The sequence below is a fragment of the Bradyrhizobium genomosp. I (2014) genome (genome assembly GCF_000261685.1).
GTDB lineage: Bacteria > Pseudomonadota > Alphaproteobacteria > Rhizobiales > Xanthobacteraceae > Bradyrhizobium.
The window spans coordinates 1-23,917 of record NZ_AJQE01000020.1 but is presented as its reverse complement, the minus strand read 5'-3'; the positions used below and the strand labels follow the sequence as shown (position 1 = coordinate 23,917).

Here is a 23,917-nt window from a genome sequence, read left to right as displayed (position 1 = left end):
ATAATTCTAGAAATACAGGAGAATCGGAATGAAGACTGTAGCCATCATCGGAGCGGGGCCGGTCGGTCTCGCGGCCGCCGCGCACGTGCTCGAACGCGGCATGTCTCCCGTCGTGCTCGAAGCCGGGCCCGAGGCCGCGCATGCGGTGCGGCAGTGGCAGCACGTCCAGCTCTTCTCGCCGTGGGAATACAATGTCGACAAGTCGGCGGCGCGCCTGCTCGCGCCGACGGGCTGGAATTCGCCCGATCCTCAATCCTATCCGACCGGCGGCGAACTGACCGAGCGCTATCTCGCGCCGCTCGCAACGCGAACGAAGCTGCGCGAGGCGATCCGGACGTCGAGCCGCGTCACGGCCATCAGCCGCGTCGGCTTCGACAAGGCGAAGACCAGGGGCCGCGAGCAGGCGCCCTTCGAACTCCGATATCAGAACGGCAAGGGCCCCGAGGTGCTGCGCGCCGACGCCGTCATCGACGTGTCGGGCACGTGGTTCTCGCCCAATCCGGCCGGTAGCAACGGCCTGCCAGCGATCGGCGAACGCGAGCGCACGGATCGCATCGCCTATGGCATGCCGGATGTGCGGGGCACGGGGCGCGGCAGATATGCCGGCAGGACCGTGGCCGTGCTCGGTGCCGGCCATTCCGCGCTTGGCACGCTGATCGATCTCGCGCGGCTCGCCGAGGAGGTGCCCGGCACCAAGCCCGTCTGGCTGCTGCGCGGCGGCGATCCTGCAAAGGCCTTCGGCGGTGGCAGCAATGACAAGCTTGCCGCGCGCGGCGAGCTGGGCTCCAGCTTCGCCGCGCTCGTGGCTGCCGGAAAGATCGGGGTCGAGACCGGCTTCGGTGTCACCCATCTTTCGGACTTCGAGGGACGTCTCAGGATTTCGGCAGGCGCCTGCTGCGGTGCGCGGAGCGTGGTTGCGGACGAGCTGGTGGTGTCGACCGGCTTCCGTCCCGATCTCTCGTTCCTGTCCGAGCTGCGGCTGCGGCTCGACCCGGCGATCGAGGCGCCCGTCGCACTTGCGCCGCTCATTGATCCCAACGAGCATAGCTGCGGAACAGTGCGGCCTCACGGCGCTCGTGAGCTCGCACATGACGAGCCGGGCTTCTATCTCGCCGGCATGAAATCCTACGGCCGGGCGCCAACCTTCCTGATGATCACCGGATACGAGCAGGTCCGCTCGATCGTCGCCGACATCGCGGGCGACAAGGAGGCTGCGGCACGGGTCGAGCTCGTGCTGCCGGAGACTGGCGTCTGCACACGCGGCGGCGTGGAGTCCGCCGGCGCAGCGGGATGCTGCGGCGGCCCGGCCAAGGCCGAACCCTCAGCCTGCTGCGCGGCCGATGAATCGGCCAGGAAAGCAGGCGGCGCGGGATGCGGTTGCTCATGACGGGAGGCACCGCGAGCCCGCTCGCTGTCGTCGTGGCGCTCGGCAGTGCCCAGACCATTGCCTGGGCGTCGAGTTACTATCTCCCTGCGATCCTGGCCGCGCCGATTGCGCACGATCTCGGTCTTGCGCCGACTTACCTGTTCGGCGCGCTGTCGGGAGCGCTCGTCATCTCCGGCCTGCTCGGCCCAAGAGTCGGGCATGCCATCGACACGTTCGGAGGGCGCAGCCTGCTTGCCGTCTCGAACCTCGTCTTCGTGGCGGGCCTGCTCCTGCTGTCCGTGTCCCATGGTGTGGCGGTGCTGGTCACCGCCTGGATCCTGCTCGGGATCGGCATGGGCATGGGCCTCTATGAAGCGGCGTTCGCGACGCTTGCGCGCATCTACGGCGCCAATGCGCGAGGAACGATCACCGGCATCACCCTGATTGCCGGTTTCGCCAGCACCCTCGGTTGGCCTCTCACGACGTGGCTCGCTTCGGAGTACGGCTGGCGCACGGCTTGTCAGGTATGGGCGGCAATCCATATCGGTGTTGCATTGCCGCTCAATCTTTCTCTGCCCCGTGCCGCTCCGTTGGACCAGGACTCCCGACCGGGCACGGGTGCGAGCCGACAATCCGGCCGCCAGAGCGAAACCTTCGCGATGATGCTGCTGGCCTACATGTTTGCGGCCGCAAGCTTCGTCAGCTCCGGAGTCTCGGCCATTCTGCCGGCCATGCTGGTTGGGTTCGGCGCCACGCCGGCACAGGCCTTGTTCGCAGGAGCATTGGTCGGACCTGCGCAAGTCGGCGCCCGCCTTCTGGAGGCAGGATGGCTCAGCCGGTTTCATCCGCTGCTGTCGGCAAGGCTCGCCATGCTCATGAATCCGATCGGCGTGCTCGCACTGGTCGCGGGCGGCCCCTGGCTCGCGCCGGCCTTCACGGTGCTGTATGGCGCGGGCAACGGCATCATCACCATTGCGCGCGGTACGCTGCCATTGGCGCTGTTCGGGCCGGCAGGGTTCGGCAGGCGTGTCGGCGTGATCTCGCTGCCGTCGAGGGCAACGGGCGCCTTCGCGCCGCTTGCGCTGGGACTGATGGTGCAGCATTTCGGCAGCAGCGCGCTGTGGATCAGCGCGGCGGCCTCGGTCTCCGCCTTCTTCGCGCTGCTGCTGCTTCGTGCGGATCGGACGACATGAGTCCCTTGCATATGAGTCCCTTGCATCCGACGGTCAGATTCGGCCTGTCGGCGACGAGTTGCTCGCGGCGGGGATCGCAAAGCGTCCGCTCAGGGTGATCGGAGCCCCGGTCACGAATGCTTGAGCCGGATCAAAGAATGCTTTCGGCAGCCGAATATGTTGCTAGCGTCGCGCTGCAGTTCCAAAAGGTCTCCAAAAGGTAAAAAAAGCAGATTGATGCGGATCGTTCGTACCATCCTGGCATTCGCCATCGCCATATCCTTGGCGATGCTGCCGGCTGGCGCGTCCGCTTCTGGCCTCGCCATGTCATCCTTCGCCATGTCGTCGGATGACATGCAGGCCGCTATGCAGATGAGCGGCGACGGCGCTCTGTCGATGGACGATTGTTGTCCCGACATGAAGGGAACGGACTCCGACACCGGCGGCTACAAATGCGGGATGGGCTTCTGCTGTGTCGGCGGCACCGTCGCGCTTGCAGACATCCGTGCCCTGGCTTTCGAATTCCTTGCCGTAGCGGCCGCGAAAACCGCAATTCCCGCCGACCAGGTCGTTTCCTTCCTCGACGGCAGTCCTCCCTTCCGGCCTCCTCGGGTCTGATCTCGCCAAGCCAACGGCGCGTGCGGCACGCCTGCGCGCGACGATGACTGACGTGCGCGCTTCCTGCGTCACGGCGGACGATCAATTCATGAGGACAGGACAATGCTTTCCAAATTCAGCGCCGCGGCTGTTGCCGCCACCCTTTCGCTTGCCGCTACGGCCGCCATGGCCGGTGCCGGCGATTACGCTTTCGAACCGGTCAATCCCGAGATGAAGAAGGGCGACGACGTCACGCTCGCCGTTCGCTTGACCAACAAGCAGACCGGCAAGCCGGTTGCGGATGCCGTCATCTTCAAGACACGCGTCGACATGGCTCCGGACGGCATGGCCGAGATGGAGTCGGCCGTGGCGCCGCTGCCGTCCGGGGAGCCGGGCGTCTACGCCTTCAGGACGGATCTGCCGATGGCCGGCCGCTACCAGGTCACGCTCTCGGCGAAGGTGCAGGGCGAGCCTGACACCGTCACCGGCAAGGTCATCGTCAAGGCGACGAAGTGAGCCTTCGGGCGCCGGACGGCGCCCGAACTTCTCTTTCCCATTCACATGGACGCGCGCCCGAGGCGCGCGAAGACACACCATGAAGACGCTGCGTCTCCTGACGATTCTCGCACTCGGCGGTGGCCTCGCCTTGGTCGCGTACCAATTCTCGAACGACGGACGCTGGTCCGTTCGTGCCGAGGTGCCTCCGGCTGCGGCCCAGGCGGACCGAATCCCGCTCTACTATCGCGATCCCAGCGGCGCGCCGCTGTGGTCCGCCGGTCCGAAGCAGGACGATCGCGGGCGCGACTATCTGCCGGTCTACGAGGACGATCAGGCAGCCCCTGCAGGGTCGAAGCCATCGCAGGCGACCTCGTCGCGAAAAATCCTCTACTACCGCAATCCCATGGGGCTGCCCGACACCTCGCCCGTGCCGAAGAAGGACCCGATGGGGATGAACTATGTCCCCGTTTACGAAGGCGACGACGTCGACGATGGGACGGTGAAGCTGTCGCCCGGCAAGATCCAGCGCACCGGCGTGAAGTCCGAGCCGGTCGGGCGGCGCGCGATCCGGGTCCTGGTGAAGGCGCCTGGCACGATTCAGCTCGACGAGCGCCGCGTGTCTGTCATCGCGATGCGCGCCGAAAGCTTTGTGCAGAAGGTCGCGGACGTGACCACCGGAACCCGTGTGAAGGCGGGCCAGCCGCTGATGGAGATCTACAGCTCGGCGGTCGCGTCCGCGGCGGCCGAATATCTCTCGACGATCAATTCCAAAACCACTGGCGGGATCGAGGTCTACGGCCGCGGCTCGCGGCAACGGCTGGTCAATCTCGACGTCCCCGAGCAGGTCATCGCCGAGATGGAGAAGACGCGCGTCGCGCCCGTCACCATCCATTGGTCAGCGCCGCGCGACGGAATCGTTCTCGAGCGCAACGCGATCGAGGGTATGCGCGCCAATCCCGGCGACGTGCTGTTCCGCATCGCGGACATCTCGCTGGTCTGGGCGCTGGTCGACGTCGCCGAGCGCGATCTCGGCAACATCGCGGTGGGGCAGTCCGTTGCGGTGCGCGCGCGAAGCTTTCCCGGCCGGGCGTTCACCGGCAGGATCGCCGTGGTCTATCCGCAGGTGAATCGCGAGACCCGGACGGTTCGCGTCCGGATCGAACTCGCCAATCCCGACACGGTGCTGCTGCCGGACATGTATGTCGATGCCGACGTCGACACGGCAGACGGCGCGCCCGTCCTGGCGATACAGGATAGCGCGGTGCTCGACACCGGCACGCGCCAGGCCGTCCTCGTCGACAAGGGGGACGGGCGTTTCGAGCCGCGCGAGGTGAAGCTCGGCCGGCGCGGCGGCGGCTACATCGAGGTGCGGGACGGACTTGCCGACGGCGAGGCCGTGGTCACATCCGCCAACTTCCTGATCGATGCGGAAAGCAATCTGAAGGCCGCGCTCAAGGGTTTTGCCGAGGCGGCTCTTCCGGCTTCCGAACCGGGTCATGCGATGGGTGAGCACAAATGATCGCCCGCATCATCGCCTGGTCGGCGCGCAACCTGCTGCTGGTGCTGTTCGGCACCGGCTTTGCGGCCGCCGCCGGCCTCTACGCGCTGGTTCACCTGCCGCTGGACGCAATCCCGGACCTCTCGGACACGCAGGTCATCGTCTACACCGAATATCCCGGCCAGGCGCCGCAGGTGATCGAGGACCAGGTCACCTATCCCTTGACGACGGCGATGCTGACCGTGCCGAAATCGAAGGTGGTGCGCGGCTTCTCCTTCTTCGGCGTGTCGTTCGTCTACGTGATCTTCGAGGACGGCACCGACATCTATTGGGCGCGCTCGCGCGTGATGGAGTTCCTGAACGGCGCGTCGTCCCGGCTTCCCGCCGGCGTGACCCCGACCATCGGCCCCGACGCGACCGGCGTCGGCTGGGTCTATCAGTACGCCGTGATGTCGAGGGAATTGAACCTCGCGGACACCCGCACGATCCAGGACTGGAATCTGAAATTCGCGCTGGCCAAGGCCGAAGGCGTCGCCGAGGTCGCCAGCATCGGCGGGTTCGTCAAGCAATACAACGTGGTGCTCGATCCGCAGCGGATGCGGGATCGCGGCATCAGCATGCAGAAGATCCGGGAGGCGATCCGCGCCAGCAACGCCGATGTCGGCGGGCGCACGGTCGAGCTGTCGGAGTTCGAATACGTCATTCGCGGCAAGGGCTACATCAAAAGCATCAACGATCTCGGCAACATCGTCCTGAAGACGAGCAACGGCACGCCGGTGCTGCTCCGGGACGTCGCCAATGTCGAGCTCGGGCCGGACGAACGGCGGGGCATCGCCGAGCTGAACGGCGAGGGCGAGGTCGCAAGCGGCATCGTATTGCAGCGCTTCGGCGTCAACGCCCTCGACGTGATCGAGAACGTCAAGAAGCGCTTCAAGGAGATCGCGAGCAGCCTGCCGAAGTCGGTCGAGATCGTCCCGGTCTACGACCGCTCCAACCTGATCTACGCGGCCATCGACACCCTCAAGCACACGCTGTTCGAGGAGAGCATCGTCGTCGCGCTCGTCTGCATCGTGTTCCTGCTCCATGTCCGCAGCGCGCTGGTCGCGATCCTGATGCTGCCCGTCGGCGTGCTGATGGCGTTCGGCGCCATGAAGCTGCTGGGACTGGGATCGAACATCATGAGCCTGGGCGGCATCGCGATTGCGATCGGCGCCATGGTGGATGCCGCGATCGTCATGATCGAGAACGCCCACAAGCATCTCGAACGGGCCAGGCCCGAACAGTCGCGCGTCCAGATCCTGATCGACGCGGCGTCCGAAGTCGGCCCTGCGCTGTTCTTCAGCCTGCTGATCATCACCGTGTCCTTCATGCCGATCTTCACGCTGGAATCGCAGGAAGGGCGGCTGTTCAGTCCGCTGGCGTTCACGAAAACCTTCTCGATGGCTGCTGCGGCCCTGCTGTCCGTGACCCTGGTGCCGGCGTTGATGGTGATCTTCGTCCGCGGCAGGATCGTTCCCGAGAGCAAGAACGTCATCAACCGCTTCCTGATCTGGATCTACCGGCCGGTGATCAAGGGCGTGCTGCGCGCGAAGACGCTGGTGATCCTGGCTGCAGTCGGGGTGCTCGCCGTCACGATCTGGCCGGCTCGGCAGCTCGGCACCGAGTTCATGCCGACGCTGAACGAGGGAACGCTGCTCTACATGCCGACGACGCTGCCCGGCATCTCGGTTACCAAGGCGGCCGAGCTGATGCAGACTCAGGACCGCATCATCAAGTCGTTCCCGGAGGTCGCGTCCGTCTATGGCAAGGCGGGGCGGGCGGCGACCGCGACCGATCCGGCGCCGACCGAGATGTTCGAGACGGTGGTCAACCTGAAGCCGAAGGAGCAGTGGCGGCCGGGCGTCACGATCGACGGCCTGATCGCCGAGATGGACAAGGCGCTGCAGTTTCCGGGCGTTTCCAACGCCTGGACCATGCCGATCAAGGCGCGCATCGACATGCTGTCCACCGGCATCCGCACGCCAGTGGGCGTCAAGGTGATGGGCACCGATCTCGTCGAGATCGACCGGCTGGCGAGGCAGGTCGAACGGGTGATCAAGACTGTCCCGGGCACGTCCTCGGCCTACGCCGAGCGTGGTATCGGCGGCTACTATCTGGAGATCGTCCCCGATCGCGAGGCGCTCGCCCGCTACGGCATCCTGATCCAGGACGTTCAGGACACCATCGCGGCCGCGCTCGGTGGTCAGACGGTCACGACGACGGTGGAGGGACGGCAGCGGTTCACGGTGAACATGCGCTATCCGCGCGATTTGCGCGACAATCCGAAGGCGATTGCCGGCGACATTCTGGTGCCGATGCCCGCGGGCGGCGCCGTGCCGCTTGGCGAAGTCGCCACGGTCGAGCCGGCACGGGGGCCGACGTCGATCCGGACGGAGAATGGCCAGCTCGCGACCTACATCTACGTCGACATCCGCGATCGCGATATCGGCAGCTACGTCGCTGAGGCGCAACGCGCGGTGACGGAGAGCATCCAGTTTCCCGCCGGCACCTATGTCGTCTGGAGCGGTCAGTACGAATATCTGCAGCGCGCCGCAGCGCGCCTGAAGATCGTGGTCCCCGTGACGCTGACCATCATCTTCCTGCTGCTGTACCTGAACTTCAGGGCCATGACCGAGACCCTCATCGTCATGTTGTCGCTGCCGTTCGCGCTGGTCGGCGGCATCTGGATGATGTGGTGGCTCGGCTTCAACCTGTCGGTCGCCGTCGCGGTCGGCTTCATCGCGCTCGCCGGTGTGGCCGCCGAGACCGGCGTCGTGATGCTGATCTACCTCGAACAAGCTCTTGCAGAGATCAAGGCGAAGTGCAGCGCCGAGGGTAGGGTCTTCACCCGGCAGGATCTGCATCAGGCCATCATGGAGGGCGCCGTCGAGCGCGTCCGTCCCAAGATGATGACTGTGGTTGCCATCATGGCGGGCCTGCTGCCGATCATGTGGAGCACCGGCACCGGGTCGGAGATCATGCAGCGCATCGCGGTGCCGATGATCGGCGGCATCATCTCTTCGACGCTGCTGACGTTGATCGTGATCCCGGCGATCTTCGGGCTGGTGAAAGGCGTCCGCTTGCCTTCCAAGAGCGAGGACAAAGGACCATCGACCGAAATGTCAAAGCCGATCAGTACGAAATTGCGGGTGCTGGAGCCTGCCGAATGAGGTGAGTCATGATGCACGACATGACGTCGGGAATGTTTGGGACGATGGGGTTGATCACCGCGTTGGTCCTCATCATTCTGCTATTGGGGGCGGCGGCGCTGATCAAATATCTCTTCAAGGGAGATTGAAGATGCTGCGCCTTTATCTGATCGGATTGGCTGCCGTCCTGGCGTCCTCGCCGGGTCTCGCCCAGCAGGAGGCTGCAGCACGCGGCCAGCGGGATTTCCGGGCCTGTATGCCCTGTCACTCGCTCGAGCCAGACCGCAACATGACCGGCCCGAGCCTTGCAGGACTGTGGGGCCGAAAGGCCGGCAGCCTGGAAAGCTTCGAACGCTATTCCGACGCCCTCAAGTCGTCTGGAATCATTTGGGGCGAACGCTCACTTGATGCCTGGATCACGGACCCGGAACGCATGGTGCCGGGCAACGAAATGCCATTCGACGGTATCAAGGATGATCGCGCTCGCGCCGATCTGCTTGCGTTCCTGAAACAGGCCACCAAGCCGGGCGCTCAGCGCCCGTCTGGTATCGAAGGTCGAATGGGAGGGATGATGGGCGGAATGATGGGTGCTGGCGGGCGCGATCCCAATTTGAAAAGCCTGGAGGCGACGATGCAGGTAAAGGCGATCACCTATTGTCACGACACCTATCGCATTACCACCGCCGACGGCAAGACGCGCGCTTTCTGGGAGCGCAATCTGCGCTTGAAGACGGATTCGGGCAAAGATGGTCCAGAAAGTGGGGCGCCGGCCCTGGTATCCGCTGGCATGATGGGAGACCGTGCGGACGTCATCTTTGCCGCACCTGAAGAGATCAGCAAGACCATTGAGCGGCGATGCTAGGAGATGCGCGCATGGGCTTCTACAATGACGTCATTCTTCCACGGCTTTGCGACCTTGCGATGCGCAACAAGGAACTTGCGCCCTACCGGCTACGCGCGACCCGTGCGGCTCAGGGCCGGGTGCTCGAGATCGGCGTCGGGACCGGCCGCAACCTGCCGTTCTACGGGGCTACGGTGAAACAGGTTGTGGGGCTTGAACCCGCTCCAAAGCTTCTGGAGATGGCGCGGCACGCTCCCCATCCGGAAACTCCAGTCGAGTTTGTCGAAGCTTCGGCCGAGGCGCTTCCGATCGAGGACCGCAGCATCGACACGGTCGTGACGACCTGGACCATGTGCAGCATTCCGGACGTCGATCGCGCAATGACGGAGGCGCGGCGCGTGCTGAAACCGGAAGGGAAGCTGGTCTTCGTCGAGCATGGCCGCGCGCCCGAACCGCGCGTGCGCTGGTGGCAGGATCGCCTGACACCGGCATGGATGCGTATCTCGGGCGGTTGTCATCTCAATCGGGACATTGCCGACGTCTTGACCCGGAACGGCTTCCGCATCGACGAGATGCGCACCGGATATATGAATGGGCTGAAGCCGATGACCTTCATGTACGAGGGGCAAGCGAGCCCTCGTTGATGCCCGTGGCGGCAGCATCTCCGCGGGATCGGCGTATACGTCCCCGAAGCCGCCGAGTAATGATTGGTTGATGTCCCGCAACATGGATGGAAAGTCATGAAGATCGTCGTTTTGATCATCGCCTTGCTCGCGCCGGCGGCCGCCTGGGCGCAGACACCCTATGCCGGCATGCAGTCCCGCCACATCAAGGCGCTCTCGGACCAGCAAATTGGCGATCTGCGGGCGGGACGCGGCATGGGGCTCGCACTCGCTGCCGAGCTCAATGGATATCCCGGGCCCTCCCACGTGCTCGAACTCTCGGACCAATTGGGATTGAACCCTGAGCAGCGGAGCAAGTTCGAGCAGATGTTCTCCGAGATGAAGGCCGAGACCACTCCCATCGGCAACAGATTGATCGAGAAGGAGGCGGATCTGGATCGGCAGTTCGCCAGCCGCACGATCACGGCCGAAAGTCTTGGTTCTGCCACCGCGGCCATCGCGACAACGCAGGGCGAGTTGCGGCAGGCTCACCTCAAATATCACCTGCGCGCTGCGGCGGTTCTCGATCAAGCGCAACTGGCAAGATACGCCGAGCTCCGCGGGTACACATCCAGCGACGCCGCGGAGCGCCACCGGCACCATCGATGACCTGACCCTCGATTCGGGCGTTGCCCGTCTCGGGATGGTGGCAAAAGTGCCGGTGCTCCTCCGCCGTCAGGGTTGTGGAGGATAGCGGTCGAATGCCGGCAGTTCGTGCGCATGCTCCATCCAGCGAAGTCGCTCGGCGACCTGGATCTGCATCGTCGCTGGCACCGCCTCGGGATCGTCGTAGGTCGCGCTCTGGATGTCGATCACACCCGGCATCATGCTGGCATTGACATAGAACAGTCCGGTGCCGCAGTCGCCGCAAAAGTGCCGCCGGGCATGTTCCGAGGAGTGGTACACCTTCGGCTCGCCCTTGGTTACCTTGACGGCATCCTCCGCGTACATCGTCCAGCCGACGACCGGGGCGCCGGCGTGGAGCCGGCAATCGCGGCAGTGGCACAGCGCGTGGACGATCGCCTCGCCCTCGACCTCATAGCGGATCGCGCCGCAATGACAGCCGCCGGTGATGGTGCTCATGCGTTCCTCCGATCGAAGATGGCTTCGCCGCTCGATAGCGCTCGAGACGTGCCGCTTCAATGCCGCAATCGATTTGCGATTGCGTCCTACTGTCGCGTGACAGCTCCCGCCATGGGTCGGCGTGCCGACCATCAACCAGACCGTCTCGATGCTGCGGTTCTTTTTCAACTCGTGGCATCGGCTCGATCTCAATCAGCCAGATCGCCCGCGGCGCTCAAATCCCGATAGCACCTGCCGCACCGCCTTACGTTCCCTCAGGCTCGGTTTCCTCCATTGCAGGCTTTCGGACGCCGGCCGCCGAATACGCGGCACCGTCCCTCAAGCGGCCGACATTCAACGTGCTGAGCGCGATCCGAACCTCTCGCGCGAGATCGGGTTCAGGTAGATTGACCGGTCGATGATCCTGTTCAGGCGGGCTATCAGCACGGCAATGAATGCGGCCAAGGGGCCGAGAGGAAACGCGGGTGCCGCCGCTTGGGAAACAACGTGAGAAATCTGACGAACGATGCGGTATCCGTCAACATTGGCTTGCCTCGCTATTTCATCGTCATTCGCCGGGTCGACGTCACCGTGGTCGTGGGCGCCATCGGCGAGATCGAGAAGGTCAGCCAGGTATTCCAACCGGCTGGACGATTCTCGGCGGCGAACTCACCGTAGCCCTTCAGGTTCAAATAGCCCTGCATGTCCCCCACCGGAAACAGATAGCCGATTTGCGGCCCGGCGCCGAGCACCCGCGAGCGAAAGCCTCCCAGCACAGGGTGCTGGCCAAAGTCATCCGTGATCTGCTGATAGGCATATCCCACAAGGCCGACGAAAACCTGTTTGGATAGAAATTGCGAGGCGCCCCAATCGATGTGGAAGTCGATGCCGTTCTGGTATTGCGTATCTTGATTCTTGAAGTTGTAGGTGAAGCCCGCCACCGCCGAAAATTCATGCCCCGTTTGCGGGTTGAAGTAGGTGTAACCGGCGCCGCCGTCGATCGCGGCATGACCGATGCCGAGATTTGCCAGACGCGTCGGGCTGTATGCCCCGACGGGAATATCGCCTGTCACGTAGGTCATGAAATTGTGGACGCCTGCGTTCCACTTGAGCGTCGCCTGCGGATACAAGTCGCCGACCGCCGTGATCGAGTCGCCGAAACTGCCCGTGCGCGTTGTCGCGAGCGGGCCGACAGCCGCCGTCAGCGTTCCGGCGAGGTTCGCGCTCGAGCGTCCGAATAGTCCGACTATGCCGATGGCGAGTTGCCCGCCCAGTACCGGCGTTGCGAACGTGTAGGTGGGATTGAGGAGAACGAGATCGCCCTGTCCATTGAGGCGCAAGTTCAGATCGACGTTCACAGCGGCGGGAATTCTCCCGACCTGGATTTCCCTTGAGGCCGCCGCACTGCCGAAGGCGCTTACGCTGGTGTGATAGTAGACTTCCGCCATCGACCACCCGGCGACCTGAGGGGTTGCTGCGAGGCTGCTGAAACGGCCGGGAAGCCAATATGAAACTCCGCCCTCGTCGGCGCGGACGGTTGCTGACCAGACCGACGTTGTCAGCATGGCCATAGCCATGACCGGGCTTCTGAACGGGAAACGGATCCCTCGCTTTGTTTGACCTCGACTGTTGGCGTGTCCCTTTCCCGCGTCCATCTCTCACCCCTTCACTTCCGGGCGTATCGCGCAACAATCTGTTCTGCCGCGGCATCATTCCTTCCGCGGCGCGAGCTCATTTGACGGATGTCGCCCCCCTATGGGTCGGCATCCGCTCGATCTCTCACGTCCCAACCTTCCTCGCGGCGGGAACCGTCCATGTGCCGTTGATGATCGAGGGGTCTGTTTCCTGCGGCCAGTACATGCGCAGCATCAGTATGAAATCTCCCCCAGGCGCGGGAAGCCAGTTCGATTCCTTGTCTTTGCCCGGCGAGTCTTTCTGGATGTAGAGATCGGTTGAGCCGTCCGGGTTTTCCTTCAAATCTTCCCGCGCGCTGATCGAGTAGCGGTCAATCGGATTCTTCACGAAGAAGTACGCGCTATCGTACATCGTCAGCGACCAAAATCCCTCCGCTGGCGGCAGGTGGCCCTTGGGAAACCGCATGATGTACTTGTTGGCGCCATTGTATTTGCGGCCATCGGCGTCCTTGAGCGAGGTCGGGTAGACTGCGTCCTGCGGACGGTTGGCGCCGAGCCCGATCGCGGTTACCAGGGCCCGCATCAGATAGTCGGTGCCGTAGATGCCGGTCTTCGTTGTGAAGGCAAAGCCATTCTCGTCCTTGACGGCCTTGTTGATCTTGAACTGGAGCATGATCCGGTCGAACGACACCTCTGGTAGACGCTTCAGGAAGTCCGCCTTGAGCTTGCTCTCGTCAAAGTCCCGTCCGGGATCGATGCCGATGCGGGCAAATTTGGCAAGCTGAGGCGCGTCTGCTTCCGATGGCGGATTGGTCTTCATGAGCTCGCACAGCAGCTTGAAATACGACACCGCGTCCATGCGATTGACCTGTTCGCGGACGGCGGTCTTCATATCGATCGACGGATCGACCTTTCCCGGAGGTGGCGTGTACGGCTTGCCGTAAGCACTGAGCGGTACGAGCTTGCACTCATCCTGCAGCTTGTGAACGGCGGCGTAGTCCTCCCGCGTGCCGGTGCAATAGATGCGGCCAAGCAGCCACACGATACTGGTAGGTGATTTGTATTCCTTCACGCCGGCCGGCAGTGTGCCCTTCCATCCGGGTCCGGTGATCGCGTAGGTCTGCGCTCCGGTGCCGGTGGTGCGCTTTCCGGGCACTTGAAACACTGTCGTCCAGCCGTCCAGCATTGGCATCAGGAAATAGCGCCCCTTCATGTCCGGGATGCTGAGGACCCACGGCTCTTTCCCGACGTCGAAGAAGGAGGTTGTGTAGAGAGTGTCCGCGTTGGGCGCGGTGACATCCCTGAATGAAGCGTCCGGATATTGACGCAGCTTGATGATCTGACCCATCGGCCCGCGCGTTCCGACGGGTTCGGCAACATTGGTGATGACCCGGCGCGTCATCTCCATCGTCACCAGCGGATAGCCGAAGATGTAGGCGTCGCTCGCCAGCCAGAAATCCTCCAAGCCTTGACCGACGCCCAGGAAGGAACCGTCCTGGGCGAGCGCCGATTGCCCCATCGCTGCTCCTGTGAGCAGGCCCATTCCACCAAACGTGAGATTGCGACGAGTGATGTTCATTGTTCTCTCCCTTGCATTCAAACGATTTAAAACAATTTCGGAGGACCGCTCCGACCACACGGGATCAACGCGTCGACCTTCGGCGCCTCCCGTCCTGTCTGCGGCTATGGTTGCATTTTGATTCCAAGTGCTGCTCTCGTGTCCTTGAAGACGACTGCGATCGCTTCGATGATGAGCTGGTCTGGATGAGCCGTGCAGTGTTGGATCACCTCGTGGTCGGCTTGCCGGGACCTCTTGATGTCGAGGCAATGTTTGCGGGCGAGGCCGTGGTAGCACCCCTTTGTTCGACAAAGCCTCCTGGCTCAGCGCCTGCGCTCAATAGCAAGGCGGATAGGGGTAGTATCCGCATCGGGGAGCGTAGTACGGATAGGCTGCGGCTCCAACAGCGGCCGCAGCTCCCGCATAGGTGGCGCCACGATAAAATGCACCGCGCCAAGCCGTCCGGCGGGCGACACCGGCAAAGGACAGCGGTGTGAATGGCCGCCCGATCATGTCAATGAAGACCGAGGCCGGTCCATCGGTGCCGGCGAGATCGCCCTCCAGCACGTCGACATCGAAGGTGAGCTTGTCACCGTCAAGTTTCGGCGATTTAAGAACGACCACGGCATCCGCCACCGACGATCCGTCTTTCCTGAATCCGGAAACGGTGGCGTTCGGCGGATCCTTCGCGAAATTGTCAGTGCCGTTGCCCCAATCCTCGACGATGCGAGCCGTGAGATCGTGACCGGCCGCGCGAACCGGTCGATCCGCGAACACGATCGCATTCGGCGAAACTCCCGCCAGCACAAGCTTTCCGTCCTTCAAGCTCACGCCGCGCGAATTGAGGACGAACAGAGACGGCACGACTTCCGGCTTTGCCTGGCCGATGGATTTCTCCAGCGGAACGTGCGGCTTATATTCGAGGGCCGTCTGAGCATGAACGTCTTGGGGGCAAGCCAATAACGCGCCCGCGCAAGATGCAAATAGAGCAGCACGAAGTGTCATGATCATTTCTCTCCCTGAAATGGGACGGCATTGCTTTCGTCCAGGCCCGACGGTCGTTTCGCTGCGCATTTGGCGCCAATTCAGATCGAGCGTCTTGCCATTTCGCGCCAATCGTCGCTGATGACCTCAGCCGTCAATCGCGCGAGCGCGTCTGCGATGGCCTGCCCGTTGTCGCTTGCCCGCAAGTTGCTGCTGTCTATAGACGATCGGCTGAACGTTCATCAAACGCACGAAAATGCGGCTGAAGCTGCTTGCATTGGCATAGCCGAGGAATTTTGCGATATCGGACAGGGGCTTGCTCGAACCCGCGAGGAGTCGGCACGCGATGTTCAAGCGAACCTCTGCAAGCATCGCGCTGTGGCTGGTGCCCATGCGGCCGAGATGACGCTGCAACGTCCGCGTACTGATCTTGCATATCCGAGCCGTACCATTTAGAGTTGCGTCACCGTGTCGCAGCGACGCGACAATGGCCGCGCGGACAGCGTCGGATGACGGCAAACGGACAGCTCTCATCTGGTATGAGGCACGAAGCCTATGCTCCCTCTGGAGAAAACCTTCGCTTCCGGGCCCCCTTCTGGCTGTCTACCCCGGGTAAACCGCGGCTTGTCAAACATTGCCTTTCGTCACCTGGCGGCCCTCGCACGACAGTTGTCGCGCGCGTGCAATGCTGCGAAGCTGGCGACAGGGTTCATGAGAATGCAGCACGAGAAGCTGAACATCTTTCGTCGTCTTGATTTCATGTAAGCCTATGCAGCAAGTTGTTGGCCGTCTGGCCATTTGGCGCCAAAGAAGCCGGCAACCCGGCGCGAAGGAGCGGCTTTGCTGCTCGACGCAGGCGATCGCTGCGGGATCACGGCGCAATTCCAACCCAGCATCCGGCTACGATTGAGGGGGGCGCACCGATGGCAACAATTCATCTGACGCGTTGCCAATTCCTCATGCCCTTCGCTGATATCCTTAGAGAAATGGGCGCAGCCGCGGGTTCGCTCCTGGAAAGAACTCGTCTCCCCCCATCGTTGGAAGAAAAGGCCAATCACTACGTTCCGATACTGCAAGCAATCGACTTCGCAGAAATCGCCAGCAGATCACAAGGCATCACGGATTTCGGATACCACGCTTCTCGACGTCTGCACTATTGTCACCTGAGCGAGAAAACCCGGACCCTGATCGGCCATTCCCCAACGCTGTTGGTCGCATTGCAACAGGCTTGCAAATGGGCCTCGATCGAGGACTCGAACTTGAGCAACTGGATCGAGCGCTACGACGATCACGTGAGATTTTGCAGCAGGCTCACCGGAACAAAAGGACTGTTGCATCTCGAGCATTCACAATGGCTTCAGAATATCTTCCCCATATACATCGTCCAGCAATTTGCCGGACCGGATTGGGCTCCGGCAACGATCGCCTTTGAAGCGCGCCATACGCCGAGCCTTGCGTGTCAATCATTCTGGCCAAGCACGCGCTTCCTGTCCGGTCAGGAGTCTTCGTGGATCGATGTGCCGATCGCGCTCCTCAGCCTTCGCAATCGTGCAAGGGGAAACGTGGTTTCTTCGCAAGATGGCGGGGTTGGTCCGTCAGATCACGATATCATCGCAACGCTCAAGTTGATGTTGCCGGCTTACCTGGATCAAGGACTTCCAACCCTTGCTGAAATCGCGGAGATGGCGGGCGCCAGCACGAGGAGCTTGCAACGCAAGCTCGCGTACGCCGGTCTCACGTACTCGGATCTGATCGATACGATCCGCTTCGAGAATGCCGGCAGGCTTTTGCGTGACACGGATTCCAAGATTATCGAGATCGCTTTCTCCTCGGGCTACGCTGATCCGGCCCACTTTACTCGCGCCTTCCGTCGGATTTCCGGTGTTACGCCACGACAGTTTCGTGCGCAATCGCGACCAAGCTAGGTGGTCCGACCTTGGGAGCTTTGGCGGGCGGCGTCCGCCATGAAGGGACTCCTGCACCTCCGCAATTGTCGTCGCTATTCGATCACCTCGTCGGCGCGGACGAGAAGTAAGGGCGACACGGTGAGGCCCAGCGCTTTGGCAGTCTTCATGTTGATGATCAGCTCGAATTTGGTTGGCCTCTCTACCGGCAACTCGGAAGGCCTGGCGCCTTTGAGAATCTTGTCCACGTAGTGCGCCGCACGGCGGAACAGGTCTCGGGCGTCGGCTCCGTACACCGATAATCCGCCATCAGCATAATGCCGGAACAGATAGTTTGCCGGCAGGCGATATTTCGCCGCGAGCGCGATAATCCGCGGAGCCTGAACATAGGTGAGCGTATCGCCAAAATCGATGATCGCATCGGCGTGCTGGGCGGCAGCGGATGCAAACGCGACGTCGAGCTCCTCGGCCGTGGCTGCCTCGACCGGCAGCAAGGCCACGCCGAGCTCCCGGCCTATGCGGGGTACGTCTTCCGCGAGATATAGCCTTTGCATTGGATTGTCCGGATTGACCAAGAGCGCGATTTTCGAGGCGCCGGGGACGAGTTCTCGAAGGATTTCGAGACGTTTCGCGAGGAAGTCATCCGGTACCATGGTCGAAAGGCCCGTCACGTTGCCTTCGGGACGCGACAGGCTTTGCACGAGGCCAAGCTTCACGGGATCGGCCACACTCACGAATACGATAGGAATGGTGGTGGTTGCCGACTTCAGCGCTACGGCCGCTTGCGGACCGGGGGCGACAAACAGATCGGGACTGAGGGCAATCAGATCGGCGACAGACGCCGCCAGTCGATCCGAGGGATGGGAAAAGCGATACTCGATGACGAGATTTTTTCCCTCGACCCAGCCGAGGCTTCGCAGCGTGTCAAGAAGCACAAGCTCGGCTTGATTGAGCGCTTTCCCACCGCCATCACCTACAGCGAGAAAGCCGAGCCGGCGGCGTTTTCCCTGCGCCCGCGAATAGCATGGCGAAATGAGCAGCGCCGCGGTGCCCGCTATGAACTTACGCCGTTTCATTCGACCCTCATCGCAGCGTGAGGACCAGGGCGATATGGTATCAGGTCTTGATAGTCGGCGCACTCCGTGGCCGCAATTGCTGCGCCGCAAATGCAACGCGTGGCTCGGGACGGCTATGGGTCGGGACTTGCGGACATCATAGGAGCGAGCGCTGAGGTCGGGCCATGGGGCAAGGCGGTCCGCGCTCCAGGCGAGGCACATCCCTCAATGTTGCCTGCCCGTGCGTAGAGCCATGGTGATATCGCGCCGGAGTGGGCTTCACGACCGAATGTGGTGTTCCCTCACGTGATCGACGTGCGCAGCGCATCCTGGCGCTCTTGCATGCTTCCGGTAGCTTCGTTGTCGCTGGCCAAAGAGCCCAATGATTTCAACGCCCCCGCTACTGTGCATGGGGTTGTTTTTTCAGTTTTTGTTCTGCGCCGCCAAAACGGCCGCGCTCAGCGCCGGCCGCGCGGGGCTTCGGCCTTGGCCGGCGGTTCGGTCTGCGGGGCGCAGGTTGCGGCCGCAAGCGAGCCTTGCGCCTGCGGCATCAGGCCGGGCTCGGGGGCGAGCGCCTTCATCAGAATCAGGCCGGTCGTGCTTGGGGAATCGATGATCAGCCGGTCGGCCGCGGTGACTTCTTCGTCCTCGGGCAGCTCGCTGTGCTGCGCTTCGGTCATCAGGTCGAGCTCGATCACCTTCTTGCCGGCCGAGCGGTCGTTGATGGCGTAATAGGCGATCTCGTTGCGAGTGTAGAACGACACCGAGGTGTAGGCCTGGCTGACCGGCACCGTCAGCTTGATCGGTCCGCCCGACAGGTCGTAGCGGCAGATCGCCAGCGCAAAGGCCGGATCCATGAACGGCATCGGCGAACTGCTGGGGTCGGCGAGGGGAAGCTGGGTGACGGCGTTCACCTTCGTCATCGGCGTCAGCCGCGAATAGGCATCCTGCGTCGCGATGCGCGGCAGCGCCAGCACGCTGACGAGATGGACCACGAGGCCCAGCACCACGCCGGCAATGATGGTAAACATGAGCCGGATCATGAGCAGCCCGCCGTCGTGATGCTGGGCATTGGCGCATCGCGCTGGGTGCGCGTGGCGACGCCGACCGGGGTGTCGTAGAGGCGCAGCATCAGCGCGTAGCGCTCGATGCCGCCGGTCGGCAGCCAGTTGCCGGCGCGCGAGCGCGAGGCGATGCGGATCTCGAACGAGCCGTCCGACTGCCGCACGATCTCCTGGCTGGTGAAGCCGTAGCGGGCGAGCGAATTGGCGACGAGATGGCCCTTGCGGTCGTAGAGCGTCAGCGTCCAGAACCGCGCCGGCGGCGTCACGCCGGAGACGACGACATCGCAGCGGCCGTCGAGCGCCTTCTTCCTGTCGTCGGTGGTGGCGGTGAAGGCGACGCCGTCGCCGGTGCCGATCGGCAATTCGCCGTTGCGCACGATGGTGGCGCGCGAATAGGGATCGACGTCGGCGGTGCCGGTGCGCGGCCGTGCGGTCCAGGCGCCGATGGTCAGCGCGCCGATCTCGGTTCCGCGCGTCGTCGTCATCCAGGTCGCGCCGACGCCGACCACGCCTGCGAGAAGGAGCGCCGTCAATGTGATCAGGATCAGCCGCACGGGTTTCGATCAGTTCTTGCGTGGAGCGGAAGCGTTGAGGCCCTCTTCCGCATAGTTCTGCGGGAAGGCGAGCGCGCTGGTCGACGAAGACGGCTTGGCCGGCTTGCTGTCATCGGCCGCGGATTTATTCGCGGTCCTGGCCGCATCGTCGAGCAGCTTCTCGACGCGCACCAGGATGTCGGCGCCGCGCTTGGTCAGCACCGGCGGCGGACCCGGCTTGGTCTCCAGCACCTTCGGTGCTGCATTGGCCTGTGCGTTGGCCACGTGCTGCGGCGGCAGCTTCTGGCCCATGCCGACGCCGGGGATCTCCCGGACCTCGACGCCCTGATGCGCGGCGAGCATGATGTCGTGCCATGTCTGCGCCGGCAGCGAGCCGCCGGTCATGCGATTGGTCGGCGAGTAGTCGTCGTTGCCGTACCAGACCGCGCAGGTGAAATTGCCGGTGTAGCCGACGAACCATGCGTCGCGATACGCATTGGTCGTGCCCGTCTTGCCCGCGGTCGGAATGCCGTCGAGCGCGGCGCGGCGCGCGGTGCCTTCGCTGACGACGTGGCTCATCATGCCGGCCATGTCGGCGGCAACGGAGGCGGGGATCGCCTGGCGCGGCTTCGGCCCGTCGCGGTCCCAGCGCCAGACCAGGTCGCCGGCGCCGGTGCGCACCTCGAGCACCGCATGCGGCGTCACCGCCTTGCCGCGGTTGGGGAAGGTCGCGTAGGCGACGGCATGCTCGAGCACGGTGACTTCGTCCGAACCGATCGGCAGCGACGGCGTGTCGGGCAGCGGCGCCTTGAGACCGAAGCGGCGCGCGACCTCGACGATCTTGGCGCGGCCGATCTTGGCCGGGTTCGGCGCCTTCGGCTGATCCCGCCGGCCGATCTCGATCGACAGCTTCACCGGCACGACGTTGATCGAGCGCGTGATCGCCTGCGTCAGCGTCACCGAGCCGGAATAGGAATGGCCATAATTCTGCGGGCACCAATTGCCGATGCAGACGGGGCCGTCGACCACGACCGAATTCGGCGTGTAACCGTTCAGCAGCGCCGTGGTGTAGACGTAGGGCTTGAACGAGGAGCCGGGCTGCCGATAGGCATCGGTGGCGCGGTTGAACTGGCTGGCACCATAGTCGCGGCCGCCGACCATGGCGCGGATGCCGCCGTCGAGATCGGCGACGACGGTCGCGGCCTGCGTCGCGTGATAGTCGCGGCCGAACTGGCGCAACTGGTTCTCGACCGCGTCTTCCGCCGCCTTCTGCACGTTGGTGTCGATCGCGGTGCGAACCACGAAGACGCGCTCAGTATAGGACTTCGGGAAAGTGTCGACCAGCTTGCGCATCTCGTCGAAGGCGTAGTCGAGATAATAGTTCGGCGAAGCCTCGTCGCGGCGGTCGACCGCGAAGGCCGGGTTGCGGCGGGCGCCGAACACCTGGCCTTCGGTCATGAAGCCGGCATCGACGAGGTTGTCGAGCACGACGTTGGCGCGGGCGCGGGCGGCGGGCAGGTTGATGTGAGGCGCATATTTGGTCGGCGCCTTGAACAGGCCGGCGAGCATCGCGGCTTCCGCCAGCGTCACGTCGCGCGCCGACTTGTTGAAATAGAAATGCGCGGCGCCGTCGACGCCGAACGTACCGCCGCCCATATAGGCGCGGTCGAGATACAGCTTGAGGATCTCGTTCTTGGTCAGGCGCCATTCCAGCCAGATCGCGAGGAAGGCTTCGTTGACCTTGCGCTCGATCGTGCGCTCGTTGCTCAGGAACAGATTTTTGGCGAGTTGCTGGGTGATCGAGGAGCCGCCCTGTCGCACGCCGCCGGCCTGGGCGTTGGTGACGAGCGCGCGCGCGGTGCCGGCGATGTCGATGCCGAAATGCTCGTAGAAGCGGCGGTCTTCGGTCGCCAGCGTCGCCTTGATCAGGACATCGGGAAAATCTTCCAGCGGGATCGAGTCGTTGTGCTTGATGCCGCGGCTGCCGATCGGGTTGCCGTAACGGTCGAGGAAGGTCACCGCGAGATCGGACTTCTTCAGCCAGTCCTCGTCCGCGGTCTCGCGGAAGGCGGGGATGGCGAGGGTGAGCATCACGACCAGGCCGCCGAGCCCGAGGGTCGCGGCCTCCGACAGCGGCTCGATGAACACCCAGCGCTTCCAGCTCCCGACATAGAAGCGGTCCATGAAGGTCGAGTAGCGCTCGTAGAGCTCGCGGATGCCCTTGGCCGAGGAGAACAGCGAGGAGTCGATGCGCGCATCGAGGTCGAGGAAGAAATTCCGGACCCTCTGCTTCCAATGCGGTGGTATGATCTGGCGCACCTAGAACCCTTGAGGCCTGCGTCGAAAGCGTTCAAGCACCCGGCCGGGGCGGCATCGAGACGTCTTGAGGGAATGTTGCGGCAAACCCAAGGCGCCCGGCCAGCATCCGAGGGACTTGCTGTTCGTTCTAGCCGAGCGGGGTCCATAAACCAATGGTCACGCTCGCGATTTTGAGCAACAGGCCTAATTGACCCCGGGTCATTACGGGCTTCAAGGAGGCCTCGCTTGCACCCGTGCGGCGGCGCGCCCTAGATGACGTCGCCGTAGCTCTTTCGAATCTTGTTGAGGCGCATGACCGCAGCTCCCAAACGACCTTCCGGCCAGGAGCAATTCTTCTGGAAAACCAAGACGTTGGAAGAGATGTCGGGGCCCGAATGGGAAAGCCTGTGCGACGGCTGCGGGCGTTGCTGCCTGAACAAGCTCGAGGACGAGGATACCGGGCGGATCTACTTCACCCATGTCGGCTGCAAGCTGCTCGATGGGGTGAGCTGCGCCTGCAAGGACTATCCGAATCGCTCCGACAAGGTTCCGGATTGCGTCCGCCTGACCCCGGCCAATGTTCGCACCCTGAACTGGCTGCCGCCGAGCTGCGGCTACAAGCTCGTCGCCGAGGGGCGCGACCTCTATTGGTGGCATCCGCTGGTTTCGGGCGATCCCAACACCGTGCATGAGGCCGGCGTTTCCGTCCGCGGCCGCGTGGAAGGCAGCGAGGAGGAGATCCCGGACGAGGAGCTCGAGCACCACATCGTGCAATGGCCGGCCGTGCTGCCGAAACGGGCCCGTCTGAAGCGACGCCCAAGGGACTGATCCGCCTTCCAGGGCAGGATCAGTCCTCTCGAGCCCGCAGCCGTTCCGCAAACTGGTCAGGCCCGGGGCTTGTCCGGGCATCCACGTTCTCCGTACCGCGCGAAAGATCGTGGATGGCCGGGACAAGCCCGGCCATGACGATGGAGAGAGGGTCCAACGTCGCGGAAGTTTCGTTCATTCGACGGATCACGTGTTCGGGATGACCCCGAGGCGGGATGCACCCATGCGCCGCGGCGCCTGCCTGGGAAGAACTTTGCTGTCTACATTGGAATGCATAGAACGAATCCTACGCGGCGTTGCGCCGCGACATAACTCCGATCGAGATGAACAAATTCGAACGGCAGAGCGCTGCCGACGTCCAGACATTGCCTGACGACATTGCGGACGAGCTTTCCCGCCTTCCCAGCGAGGTGTTGAGCGTCGATGACGCGCCGTCCATCGCGCCGCCGGTGCCGCTGACCTCCGACGAGGTCCGCACCATCGTCATCAGCCTGATGCTGACGATGTTCCTCGCCGCGCTCGACCAGACCATCGTGGCGACCGCGCTGCCGACCATCGGGCGCCAGTTCCAGGACGTCTCCAATCTCTCCTGGGTGATCACGGCCTATCTGCTCGCCTCGACCGCGGTCGCGCCGGTGTTCGGCACGCTCAGCGACATCTATGGCCGCCGCGTCATGATCATCATCTCGCTCAGCCTGTTCGTCGCGGGCTCGGTGCTGTGCGCGATCGCGCCGAACATGCCGATGCTGATCCTGGCGCGCGGGCTTCAGGGCCTCGGCGGCGGCGGCATCATGCCTGTCGTGCAGACCGTGATCTCGGACGTCGTCTCCCCGCGCGAGCGCGGCCAGTACCAGGCCTATTTCTCCAGCGTCTGGATGGTCGGCGGCATCCTCGGTCCGGTCATCGGCGGCGTGTTCGCCGAGCATCTGCATTGGTCGATGATTTTCTGGATCAACTTGCCGCTCGCCGCCGCGGCGCTCGGACTGCTGCTGCCAAAGATGAAGAAGATCCCGTTGTTCCACCGCAAGCGCAAGGTCGACTGGCTCGGCGGTGTCTTGCTGATGGCCTCCGCAGTTGTCTTCATGCTGGTGCTGACCTGGGGCGGCACGCGTTATCCATGGCTGTCGCCGACCGTGCTCGCGATGGTGGGCGGCGCCGTCGCGCTCGTCGTCACC

The 23,917-nt window shown here is 63.5% G+C and carries 22 protein-coding genes; 13 read left to right on the top strand and 9 right to left on the bottom strand.

The window, feature by feature from the left end; translation table 11 throughout:
• Positions 1–28 precede the first annotated feature (28 nt).
• From IC50_RS01780 to IC50_RS01740, 9 genes are all read left to right on the top strand, one after another.
• Entirely contained in the window at positions 29–1,387 is a 1,359-nt protein-coding gene (locus IC50_RS01780) for an NAD(P)-binding domain-containing protein (RefSeq protein ID WP_035699724.1), read from the top strand.
• Positions 1,372–2,559 carry an MFS transporter gene (locus tag IC50_RS01775; RefSeq protein WP_050990850.1) on the top strand — a complete coding sequence of 396 codons (1,188 nt, stop codon included), beginning with the start codon at positions 1,372–1,374 and terminating at the stop codon, positions 2,557–2,559. Before IC50_RS01780 ends, IC50_RS01775 begins: the two co-directional genes overlap by 16 nt.
• 216 nt (positions 2,560–2,775) lie before the next feature.
• Positions 2,776–3,156 (top strand): hypothetical protein, encoded by a 381-nt coding sequence (locus IC50_RS01770; protein ID WP_035699722.1) that lies wholly within the window; start codon positions 2,776–2,778, stop codon positions 3,154–3,156.
• Positions 3,157–3,258: 102 nt separating this feature from the next.
• Positions 3,259–3,651 carry a FixH family protein gene (locus tag IC50_RS01765; protein ID WP_035699720.1) on the top strand — a complete coding sequence of 131 codons (393 nt, stop codon included), beginning with the start codon at positions 3,259–3,261 and terminating at the stop codon, positions 3,649–3,651.
• Between the two features lie 79 nt (positions 3,652–3,730).
• Positions 3,731–5,152, top strand: coding sequence for an efflux RND transporter periplasmic adaptor subunit (locus tag IC50_RS01760; protein ID WP_035699719.1), 1,422 nt, complete (start codon positions 3,731–3,733; stop codon positions 5,150–5,152).
• Positions 5,149–8,340: an efflux RND transporter permease subunit gene (locus tag IC50_RS01755; RefSeq protein WP_035699717.1), complete on the top strand. Its 3,192-nt coding sequence runs from the start codon at positions 5,149–5,151 to the stop codon at positions 8,338–8,340. Before IC50_RS01760 ends, IC50_RS01755 begins: the two co-directional genes overlap by 4 nt.
• 130 nt (positions 8,341–8,470) lie before the next feature.
• A complete protein-coding gene (locus IC50_RS01750) occupies positions 8,471–9,181 on the top strand; it encodes a c-type cytochrome (RefSeq protein ID WP_035699715.1) in 711 nt (236 codons plus the stop codon).
• A gap of 11 nt (positions 9,182–9,192) precedes the next feature.
• Positions 9,193–9,804: a class I SAM-dependent methyltransferase gene (locus IC50_RS01745; protein ID WP_035699713.1), complete on the top strand. Its 612-nt coding sequence runs from the start codon at positions 9,193–9,195 to the stop codon at positions 9,802–9,804.
• A 96-nt stretch (positions 9,805–9,900) separates the two neighbouring features.
• The gene (locus tag IC50_RS01740; protein WP_035699712.1) at positions 9,901–10,431 is read left to right on the top strand and encodes a Spy/CpxP family protein refolding chaperone; all 531 of its coding nucleotides are present in this window, start codon (positions 9,901–9,903) and stop codon (positions 10,429–10,431) included.
• A 66-nt stretch (positions 10,432–10,497) separates the two neighbouring features.
• On the opposite strand, the gene IC50_RS01735 is transcribed toward IC50_RS01740, so the two are convergent.
• The gene (locus IC50_RS01735; RefSeq protein ID WP_035699772.1) at positions 10,498–10,905 is read right to left on the bottom strand and encodes a GFA family protein; all 408 of its coding nucleotides are present in this window, start codon (positions 10,903–10,905) and stop codon (positions 10,498–10,500) included.
• A 121-nt stretch (positions 10,906–11,026) separates the two neighbouring features.
• Between IC50_RS01735 and IC50_RS40990 the strand changes: the two genes are divergently transcribed.
• Positions 11,027–11,290: a hypothetical protein gene (locus IC50_RS40990; protein ID WP_157460783.1), complete on the top strand. Its 264-nt coding sequence runs from the start codon at positions 11,027–11,029 to the stop codon at positions 11,288–11,290.
• Positions 11,291–11,441: 151 nt separating this feature from the next.
• Here IC50_RS40990 and IC50_RS01730 read toward each other — a convergent pair whose 3' ends face one another.
• The 4 genes from IC50_RS01730 to IC50_RS42875 all read right to left on the bottom strand — a co-directional run bounded on the left by IC50_RS01730 (position 11,442) and on the right by IC50_RS42875 (position 15,453).
• Positions 11,442–12,461 (bottom strand): SphA family protein, encoded by a 1,020-nt coding sequence (locus IC50_RS01730; RefSeq protein ID WP_035699709.1) that lies wholly within the window; start codon positions 12,459–12,461, stop codon positions 11,442–11,444.
• A 202-nt stretch (positions 12,462–12,663) separates the two neighbouring features.
• Positions 12,664–14,097 carry a DUF1254 domain-containing protein gene (locus IC50_RS01725; protein ID WP_035699707.1) on the bottom strand — a complete coding sequence of 478 codons (1,434 nt, stop codon included), beginning with the start codon at positions 14,095–14,097 and terminating at the stop codon, positions 12,664–12,666.
• 315 nt (positions 14,098–14,412) lie between these two features.
• Positions 14,413–15,087 (bottom strand): hypothetical protein, encoded by a 675-nt coding sequence (locus IC50_RS01720; protein ID WP_244429497.1) that lies wholly within the window; start codon positions 15,085–15,087, stop codon positions 14,413–14,415.
• A gap of 120 nt (positions 15,088–15,207) precedes the next feature.
• Positions 15,208–15,453 (bottom strand): helix-turn-helix domain-containing protein, encoded by a 246-nt coding sequence (locus IC50_RS42875; protein ID WP_244429496.1) that lies wholly within the window; start codon positions 15,451–15,453, stop codon positions 15,208–15,210.
• A 389-nt stretch (positions 15,454–15,842) separates the two neighbouring features.
• Here IC50_RS42875 and IC50_RS01710 point away from each other — a divergent pair, with 389 nt between their 5' ends.
• Positions 15,843–16,985 (top strand): AraC family transcriptional regulator, encoded by a 1,143-nt coding sequence (locus tag IC50_RS01710; RefSeq protein WP_244429495.1) that lies wholly within the window; start codon positions 15,843–15,845, stop codon positions 16,983–16,985.
• Positions 16,986–17,059: 74 nt separating this feature from the next.
• Here the strand turns inward: IC50_RS01710 and IC50_RS01705 are convergent, their stop codons facing one another.
• The 4 genes from IC50_RS01705 to IC50_RS01690 form a co-directional block, all read right to left on the bottom strand.
• On the bottom strand, positions 17,060–18,040 hold the full coding sequence (locus tag IC50_RS01705) for an ABC transporter substrate-binding protein (protein ID WP_035699703.1): 981 nt from the start codon (positions 18,038–18,040) through the stop codon (positions 17,060–17,062).
• Positions 18,041–18,477: 437 nt separating this feature from the next.
• Positions 18,478–19,062 (bottom strand): DUF1254 domain-containing protein, encoded by a 585-nt coding sequence (locus IC50_RS01700; RefSeq protein WP_035699701.1) that lies wholly within the window; start codon positions 19,060–19,062, stop codon positions 18,478–18,480.
• Complete coding sequence (locus IC50_RS01695; protein ID WP_035699699.1) at positions 19,059–19,637, bottom strand: DUF1214 domain-containing protein; 579 nt, start codon at positions 19,635–19,637, stop codon at positions 19,059–19,061. Before IC50_RS01695 ends, IC50_RS01700 begins: the two co-directional genes overlap by 4 nt.
• Positions 19,638–19,646: 9 nt before the next feature.
• The gene (locus tag IC50_RS01690) at positions 19,647–21,935 is read right to left on the bottom strand and encodes a transglycosylase domain-containing protein (protein WP_035699697.1); all 2,289 of its coding nucleotides are present in this window, start codon (positions 21,933–21,935) and stop codon (positions 19,647–19,649) included.
• 291 nt (positions 21,936–22,226) lie between these two features.
• Between IC50_RS01690 and IC50_RS01685 the strand changes: the two genes are divergently transcribed.
• Positions 22,227–22,742: a YcgN family cysteine cluster protein gene (locus IC50_RS01685; RefSeq protein ID WP_035699695.1), complete on the top strand. Its 516-nt coding sequence runs from the start codon at positions 22,227–22,229 to the stop codon at positions 22,740–22,742.
• Between the two features lie 323 nt (positions 22,743–23,065).
• Positions 23,066–23,917 (top strand): MFS transporter (locus tag IC50_RS01680; RefSeq protein WP_035699764.1); only part of this gene is annotated, 852 nt, incomplete at its 3' end.